This window comes from Pediococcus damnosus (genome assembly GCF_001437255.1).
Lineage (GTDB): Bacteria > Bacillota > Bacilli > Lactobacillales > Lactobacillaceae > Pediococcus > Pediococcus damnosus.
On the sequence record NZ_JQBD01000080.1, the window covers coordinates 1 to 8,555 of the forward strand.

At 37.7% G+C, this 8,555-nt stretch carries 6 protein-coding genes and 1 other annotated feature; of the genes, 5 read left to right on the top strand and 1 reads right to left on the bottom strand.

Features of this window, described 5'->3' with window-relative positions; genetic code table 11:
* Positions 1-38: 38 nt before the first annotated feature.
* On the bottom strand, positions 39-1,136 hold the full coding sequence (locus IV84_RS08570) for a M24 family metallopeptidase (RefSeq protein ID WP_046871676.1): 1,098 nt from the start codon (positions 1,134-1,136) through the stop codon (positions 39-41).
* A 195-nt stretch (positions 1,137-1,331) separates the two neighbouring features.
* Between IV84_RS08570 and ccpA the strand changes: the two genes are divergently transcribed.
* The 5 genes from ccpA to IV84_RS11235 all read left to right on the top strand — a co-directional run bounded on the left by ccpA (position 1,332) and on the right by IV84_RS11235 (position 8,337).
* On the top strand, positions 1,332-2,336 hold the full coding sequence (gene ccpA / locus IV84_RS08575) for a catabolite control protein A (RefSeq protein ID WP_046871677.1): 1,005 nt from the start codon (positions 1,332-1,334) through the stop codon (positions 2,334-2,336).
* Positions 2,337-2,619: 283 nt separating this feature from the next.
* Positions 2,620-2,887: a binding site (T-box leader), on the top strand.
* Positions 2,888-2,938: 51 nt separating this feature from the next.
* Positions 2,939-4,111 carry a trans-sulfuration enzyme family protein gene (locus IV84_RS08580; protein ID WP_046871678.1) on the top strand — a complete coding sequence of 391 codons (1,173 nt, stop codon included), beginning with the start codon at positions 2,939-2,941 and terminating at the stop codon, positions 4,109-4,111.
* 19 nt (positions 4,112-4,130) lie between these two features.
* A complete protein-coding gene (locus tag IV84_RS08585) occupies positions 4,131-5,429 on the top strand; it encodes an O-acetylhomoserine aminocarboxypropyltransferase/cysteine synthase family protein (protein WP_046871679.1) in 1,299 nt (432 codons plus the stop codon).
* A gap of 207 nt (positions 5,430-5,636) precedes the next feature.
* Positions 5,637-7,013, top strand: a complete 1,377-nt coding sequence (locus IV84_RS11230; RefSeq protein ID WP_052694515.1) for a C39 family peptidase — start codon at positions 5,637-5,639, stop codon at positions 7,011-7,013.
* Between the two features lie 37 nt (positions 7,014-7,050).
* Positions 7,051-8,337, top strand: a complete 1,287-nt coding sequence (locus tag IV84_RS11235) for a DUF5776 domain-containing protein (protein ID WP_052694516.1) — start codon at positions 7,051-7,053, stop codon at positions 8,335-8,337.
* Positions 8,338-8,555 lie beyond the last annotated feature (218 nt).

The window sequence follows — 8,555 nt, forward strand, 5'->3', positions numbered from 1 at the left end:
CTCCACCAATACGATTTGACAGAGACCCAAATTTTTAATTACCCCACATAGGTGAGTTCTTTTGACGTATGCGTAAATGGTTCACAACCGTTCTTTGTAATGTGGACGCAGTCTTCAATGCGGACACCAGCTACTCCTGGAATGTAAATACCAGGTTCGATGGAGAAACACATACCTTCTTTAAGAACCATTTCATTACCTTGCATAATTGATGGAAATTCGTGTTCACCCATTCCCATACCATGGCCGAGGCGATGGATAAAGTATTCACCATAACCGGCCTTTGTAATAATATCACGGGCAATTTTATCTAGGTCTTGGGCAATCATGCCTGGTTTAGCCTGTGTTTGAGCCGTTAATTGAGCTTCTAAGCAAACTTTGTAAATGTCCATGGATTTTTCGTTTGGTTTTCCAACTGCAACCGTTCGGGATGCGTCACTAATATATCCTTGGTGAATTGTGCCTAAGTCAAACAAAACTAATTCGTTATTTTGAATTTTATTCATAGCAGTGGCACCGTGTGGTTCTGCTGCATGAGCGCCAGCTTGGATTAGGGTGTCAAAACTCATTTGCATGACACCTTTTTTCTTAAGAACGTATTCTAATTCTGCTGCGATTTCCGCTTCAGGACGGCCAACTTGAACAGCTTCAAATCCAATCTTAAATGCCAAATCGGCTTCACGGCCAGCTGCGTCTAATTTCTCGATTTCATCTGGGGTTTTAATTAAGCGAAGTTGTTCGATGGATGGGGTTAAATCCATATCAAAGTTAGCGGTTGGAAATTGAGACTTAATGGCATTGAAGTGGGCAATTGTTAAGTTGTTTTTTTCAATTGCCCAGTGAGTCGGATTGGCCGAGCGTTTTTTAATCTCACTCGCGATCATTTCGAAAGGTTGCTCATGATCAAGATAACCATACACAGGGAACCTCCAGCCGGTATCACGAATGGCTTCAACTTCAAGGGCAGGTGCAAACAAAAATGGTTCTTTATCTGCAAAAACGAACAAACCAAGTATACGTTCTACTGGATCGCTTGCAAATCCTGTAAGATATTCAATTGATTTGGGATCACTAATATAGGCAACATCAAGCTTGTTGTCATTGACCCATTTGCGGACCTTATCTAGCTGTGTCATGTAATCGCCTTCTTTCTTTTTTTTCTTAATAATATTATATCATACAGTTTATCCTTGAAATAAAGCTAAAAAAGATGTATATTTTTCATGAAAGCGTTTCCGATACTTGCAGAGCTAAGCGTTTTTTGGTAACGTTAACAAGGCAATGAAAACATGTGAAAACGTATAATAACGCACAAAGGAGACTTTATTCAAATGGAGAAACAAACTGTAACAATTTATGATGTCGCACGAGAGGCTGGGGTTTCAATGGCCACAGTTTCACGAGTTGTGAACGGAAACCAAAATGTCAAGCCCGCTACTAGGCAAAGGGTTAACGATGTGATTGAGAAGCTTGATTACCGACCTAATGCGGTTGCACGTGGGTTGGCAAGCAAGAAATCAACAACGATCGGGGTTATTATTCCAGATGTAACAAATGGTTATTTTGCTTCATTAGCCCGAGGAATTGATGATGTTGCTTCTATGTATAAATACAACATTATTATGGAAAACTCTGATGAAAATGATCAAAAGGAAATTTCAGTGCTAAATACCTTACTAGCTAAACAAGTAGATGGCATTATTTTTATGGGTAATCGCGTTAATGACAAATTACGTGATGAGTTTTCGCATTCAAGAACTCCCATTGTCTTTGCCGGTTCTGTGGATGATCAAGAAAGCGTGCCATCTGTAAGTATTGATTATGTTAAATCAACAGAAGATGCTGTTTCTAAGCTAATTAAAGAAGACAATAAAAAAGTTGCTTTTATTAGTGGCTCATTAAGTGAACCAATCAATGGTAAATATCGATTGGCTGGCTATAAAGAAGCTCTTAAAAAGGCTGGACTTAAGTTTGACGAAAAATTAATTTTTGAAACTGATTATAGTTATGAAGCCGGAATTAAATTAGCTAGCCAGCTTAAGGGTACAGACATTGGTGCCGCTTTTGTTGGTGATGATCGGCTTGCTGCCGGTGTCTTAAACGGTTTAACGGACCAAGGAGTTAAAGTGCCTGATGAATTTGAGTTAATCACAAGTAATGATACCCAGGTTGCTCAACTTGTTCGTCCACAATTAACTTCAGTTACCCAACCTCTTTATGATATTGGAGCAGTCTCAATGCGGTTGCTTACCAAACTAATGAATAAAGAAGAAATTGATGAACCAACGATTACCTTACCCTATGGGTTAGATAGCCGACAAACAACAAAGCAATAAAGCAATCAAGTTCTAAAACGCCCCCCAAAGTTTAATGGTGGGCGTTTTTTTATATGAAAAAGTCAGATTAAACCTAATTTTAATTATGTTGAGGTTGGAAGAATCATATTCATTTTTTCCTGTTGGGATTATTAAACTGGATTAGTCCTTAGTTGGTAATAAATATCTGTGCTGTGTTATCCGGTGTTTCAAGAAATTAGTTAAATAATTATTAATTAATAATGAGAACTAAGTTAAAAAAAGGATTGACATTTATAAGTTAGAGATGAATAATAACGTTAATAAATAAAGAATGTATAGATGAGTAAACGAGTGATTGTTTGCAGAGAGTCGTTGGATGGTGGAAAACGATAATAACAACTGGTTGAAGATGGTCTAATTGCAATTTCTTTAGTCGAGCACTGTAGTGTAAGGCTAAAAGCGGGCACTCCCGTTACAGGGTTAGGGTATCTGAACTACTAAAAAGCTAAGTCATGTACCTAAAGAGGAATAACTTGTGAAGGTTATTTGAATTAAGGTGGTACCACGGAAAGCACGTTTCCGTCCTTGTCTAGAAATAGACTGGGATGGAAACGTGCTTTTTTTAATTGGAGGTAATAATTATGACAGGATTCAATACACAATTAGTACATGGTCAAAATGTTCACGATAATCAAACGGGTGCAATTAACATTCCAATATATAATTCGTCAACTTATGCCTATCCAAGTGCAACAAGTAAAGTACGGTGGGATTATGAGCGCTCAGGGAATCCAACTCGTGAATATTTAGAAAAACAAATTACATTATTGGAAAATGGAAAAAATGGTTTTGCATTCGCTTCTGGGATGGCGGCCATTCATGCAGTATTTGCAATTTTTAAACCGGGCGATCATATTTTGGTTGGAAATCAAATTTATGGCGGAACTTTCCGAATCTTGAATCAGTATTTTAAGGAACGTGGAATTGAATTTTCGGTAGTGGACACGACTAATTTGGCAACGATTGAGCCTGCTATTAAAGAGAATACGAAGGCAACTTATTTTGAACCCGTTACGAATCCCTTATTGCATGTTTCCAGTGTGGCGGGGGTGGCAAAAATCGCACAAAAACATCATTTGCTAACAATTGTGGATAATACTTTTTTGACGCCATATTTGCAAAAACCACTTGAGTTAGGTGCAGATATTGTGGTGCACTCGGCAACTAAATATTTGAGTGGTCATTCTGATGTGATCGCTGGATTAGTGGTTACAAATAGTGAAGAATTGGGCAAAAAAGTTTATTTCGTTCAAAATGCATTGGGCGGAGTACTATCACCAGAAAGTGCCAGCCTAGTAAGGCGAGGTATTCAGACACTTGCGGTGCGGATGGATCGGCAACAACAAAATGCATTCGAAATTATTCACTTCTTAGAACAACGCCCTGAAGTTACAAAAATTTATTATCCTGGTATAAAGGGAACGAAGGACTATTTAATTGCATCCGCAGAATGTCAAGGATTCGGTGGCGTACTTTCTTTTGAACTGGCACCGAAAATCAATGCATCTGCTTTTGTTAATCAATTACAATTAATTAGGTTGGCAGTTAGTTTAGGCGCGGTTGAAAGTTTAGCAGAATTACCATATGAGATGAGCCACGCAGAGTTGCCACCTGCTGAACGTTTAAAAGCAGGAATTAGTACACAATTAATTCGATTAGCAGTGGGAATTGAAGATAGTTCAGATTTAATTGCGGATTTGAAACAGGCAATTGATTTTGCGGTGCAACACCCAGTTAATAAACAATCAATTTAAAAAAGGATGGTTGACAATAATGACAACAAATAAATTTGATACTTTAAGAATTCATGCCGGATACGATCCAAAAGATCACCAATTTGCATCTTCTGTGCCAATTTATCAAACGGCCGCATTTGGACTGGAAAACACAAGAATTGCTGATCAAATTGTGGCAGGAAAGTTACCTAATCGCTATGATTATTCCCGAGATGGTAATCCCACAGTGCGAGTTTTTGAAAAAAGGATGGCCGAATTAGATGGTGGTGTGGATGCGGTCGCGGTTGGTTCTGGAATGGCTGCCATTTCATACACAATTTTGAATGTAGCTGAAAACGGTGGCCGGATTATTGCTCCAAGTAATATTTATGGATCCAGTCTGGATGAATTTCGGACATTTTTCCCTAAGTTTGGGATTGATTTTGATTTTGTCGATGACATTAATGATTTTGTTGCTGTGCGTCATTTAATTGGTTCGGAAACAAAAGCAATTTATGTTGAAAGTGTGGCAAATCCAAGCACAGAAATTGCTGATTTAGACAAATTAGCGGAAATCGCGCATAACGCAGGAATCCCATTAATTGTAGACAATACATTTCCAACTCCGTACTTGTTGAAACCATTTGAACATGGCGCAGACATTGATGTCTATTCTTCAACAAAGGGAATTAACGGACATGGAAATGTTGTTTCTGGTGTAGTTGTGGATCATGGAACTTTTAACTGGGATAATCCTAAGTTCCCTCAGTTTTCTGAGCTAGAGTTTACTTTAGGTGATGAGGAAACGGGTGCACAAGAGAGTTTTATAAGTAAATTTGGTAAAAAAGCCTTTATCAATCGGATTCGGATTAAATATTTACGGTTGCTGGGAGCTGTATTGGAGCCAATGGATGCTTATCTGGTTCTAATCGGTTTAGAGACAATTTCTGAGCGATTAGATCGTGAAGTTGCCAGTGCAACCAAAATTGCTAAGTTTTTAGCGCGTAATTCCCATGTCAAAAAAGTTTTTTATTCCGGAATTGAAAAAGATAATCCTTTAGTGAAAAAATATTTTCCGAGAGGGGTTGGCGGCATCCTATCTTTTGAGTTAAAGGGGAATGCTAGAAACGTAGCCAAATTGATTGATCATGTTCAGGTGTTCAGTTATTTGCCAAACATTGGCGACTCGCGATCTCTAATTGTTAATCCAACGCGAACAACCCATCGTGAAATTCCTGCAAAAATTAGAAAACAGCATGGGCTGACCGATCAGGTGTTGCGATTATCGATTGGTTTAGAAGATGTGGATGACCTGATTAATGATTTAGAACAAGCAATTAATCAAGCATTTAAGTAATTGAAAACTACTGTATAAATTAGTGTAGATAATAAATGTTGCTTAGGAATTCCTTTATGGGGGATTCTTTTTTTTACGACATAAAGTTAATTAATTACTAATCAGAAACAAGCGTAGGTAAGCGCTTTATACAAGAATTAGGTAGTATTGTAAAGGATGGTGAATTATAATTAGCCTGTTTAAGCAGTGAGAGGGGGGGGAGATAATGTGTTAAAAAGATTTGTACTGATCAGTGTAATTTTGTTTTCTTGTGTCGTAAGTGGCCAGTCCGTGTACGCAGATAGTGATGTGAGTTCTGTAAGTAGTTCGCAAGCTAGTATGAATAGTTCAAGTGATCAAAATAAAAATTCTGGTCAAGCAAGTTCATCAAGCTCAGTTAGTAAGGCTGCAAAGGTGATAACTACAAATTCACAGGCAGAGACAAGTGCTAAGTCAACCAGTTCTTTTACAGTGAAAAGCAGTTCACAGTTTAGTGCCAATTTACCGAGTCGTAGCGTTTCAAGTAGTTCTTCAAGTAGTTCTTCAAGCAAACCTGTAACTAAAAAATACATAGCGTTGAATAAAGCGACCAAGGTGAAGCCCAAAGCTTATGTAAGTGCGTCAAAATCGGGTGCGTTATATAATTTTACGGGAAGCGGAACTCACGGACAATTTAGTAAATCTGCCGATCAGTTAAACAATCACTTAAAAACTACCTGGATAGTTACTCAGTATCGTTATGTGAGCATGGCTGATCATAAGCCGTCTTTATATTATTTTGTTAAGTCTGAAACTGGGCCACAAAATGGTTGGGTTTGGCATAGTTATTTAAAAGAAAAAGCAGTTCAAACTAAAGGATCTGTTTTGAAGGTTAAAAAGGCTAGCTATTATCGTAAGACCACATCTGGTAATATTTATAACATTTCGGGTCCAACCTATGATGCGAAGTTTAAAGTTTCCCATGTTTTGAGAAATTATCCAAATACCACTTGGTATGTAACCAAGAAAATGCAAGTGACAAATACTAAAAAACATGCGATCACTTATTACTATGTTCAGGATAGTAAGAAACATACTGGATGGATTTGGAATGGATATCTTACTAAGAAAGTGATCTTGAATGTTAAACGAATTTCACAAAACCCACAATTACCGACAGGTTGCGAAATAACTGCGGTGACGATGATGGTTAATTATGCGGGTGCCAAGGTTAGCAAGATGAAGTTGGCAAAAGAAATGCCACGGACAAAGACTAAAAATGGTAATAAAGGGTTTGTTGGTAGCCCTTATTCAAAATATGGGTGGTGGATTTATCCACCAGCCCTGATGAAGACAGTTAAGAAATATACAAAATCGGCGATTAATATGACCGGAGCAAGTTTTGATGCGATAAAAAAGCAGATTAACAAGAAACACCCTGTTGTGGTGTGGCTAAGTGGATATGGTGGGATCAGCACTAAAATTAATCACGCCATTACAATTATTGGTTACAGTGCTTCACTTGTGTATTTTAATGACCCTTGGACAGGTAAAAGGTTAAGCATGTCGATTGATAAGTTACACAGTTATCGAAAACGGGATGCTTACCGTGCAATCAGTTATTGAAAATCTAATGAAGCTAAATTCTAGGAGGATATAAAGAATGATTGGCAAAAAAATTGTACTGGGGAGTGCAGTATTATTGAGTTTGTTGACGATTAGCGGGGTTAATGCGAAACCGGCGCAAGCGCAAGCGATAACAAGCAAATTTAGTACGGGATTAATTAAGAAAACAACTACTGAGTATGCTGGGCTAGATAGTACAGCCAAGGTAGCCACTTTAAAAAAGAATCAAGTTATAAAGATTAATTCTTTAAAAAAGAATGCAAAAGGTCTGTATCGCTTTCAGTTATCCACTGGAAAATATGTAACGGCTGATACCGCTAGTATTCAAAAGTTGATTGCTACATATAAAAATTATTACTATTTAAAGCCATCAACTTCAATTATCAAAGTTTTACATAAAGTTGGGTACTATCGTTCAACATCGGCTACCAAGGCAACTAAATATCTAACAAAGGGTGACTTTGCCCATGTGCTTGGTGTTTATTATACGAAGGCAGGCCGTCCAATGCTGAAAATTAGTAATGGCGAGTATATTACTTCAAATCGTAGTTGGGTAGCAAACTCAAATGGGTATCAAAATCCTAAGAGATATTTCCAAGTACAAAATTCAAAAATTAGACCGGCTGGGACAATTGGTTATACTTTAAAACGCGGTTATGAAGGTGTAAAAACCTGGAAGATAAAACGTCAGTTAGGAATTGGTGGTAGGAGCTGGTATGAATATGCCACGTATGACAGAACCACTGTCTCTGCAGTTAAAAACTTTCAGCGACGTCATCATTTAAGTGCCACAGGTAATGTTAATTTGGCAACTTGGGAAAAGCTTGGATTCAGTAAATCTTCGTGGACATCGATTGATTCATACGCAGCACCACTCTATGCACGAACTTGGCAAGGGCGGAGTGCTCACGTAAACGCTGAAATTAAGCAGGCTTATCGTTATTTGGGTCGTGCCTATATTGTTGGCGCATCGTCTACACCGACATATGGAACAGATTGTTCTGGTTTAGTCATGCAAGCATTGTATGCAGGTGGGTTAAATATGAATTCAGTTGTTTCATCAATTCATCATGCTTATCCAGGTAATGAATGGAACAGTCGTAACCTTTGGACAACTTCCAAACTAAGAAGAGTTTCTTACGCTGGCCGTAAGAAAGGTGACTTGATTTTCTATTATGAACCAGGTACACGTTCTATTTATCATGTCGCAATCTACCTTGGTAATAATCGAATTATTGAGTCTTGGCCAAATCATATTCAAGTTTCTGGAATTCGTTCCAACTCGCATACTTCTATTGCAGGAGTTAAACGAGCATTTAATTAGCGTCTTGTTTAAAGCTGATACTAACAATATAGTATCGACTTTTTTGTAACTTGAATTCCAAAAAATAATCTGCTGCATTTTATGTTATATTAATAACTGTGAGAGCGTATGCAAGGTAACAGCGTTTCACAGAATTTTTAATAAAAAATAAGATTTTTAGATATGTAGAGGTAGTCGGATTAGTCAATGGTTAGTGTAAGGTTTTCCTAGATGGTCAA

Excerpts from the sequence above, each read along its gene's own strand:
- IV84_RS08570 (WP_046871676.1), bottom strand. The coding sequence starts at position 1,136 with ATGACACAGCTAGATAAGGTCCGCAAATGGGTCAATGACAACAAGCTT.
- ccpA (WP_046871677.1), top strand. The coding sequence starts at position 1,332 with ATGGAGAAACAAACTGTAACAATTTATGATGTCGCACGAGAGGCTGGG.
- IV84_RS08580 (WP_046871678.1), top strand. The coding sequence starts at position 2,939 with ATGACAGGATTCAATACACAATTAGTACATGGTCAAAATGTTCACGAT.
- IV84_RS08585 (WP_046871679.1), top strand. The coding sequence starts at position 4,131 with ATGACAACAAATAAATTTGATACTTTAAGAATTCATGCCGGATACGAT.
- IV84_RS11235 (WP_052694516.1), top strand. The coding sequence starts at position 7,051 with ATGATTGGCAAAAAAATTGTACTGGGGAGTGCAGTATTATTGAGTTTG.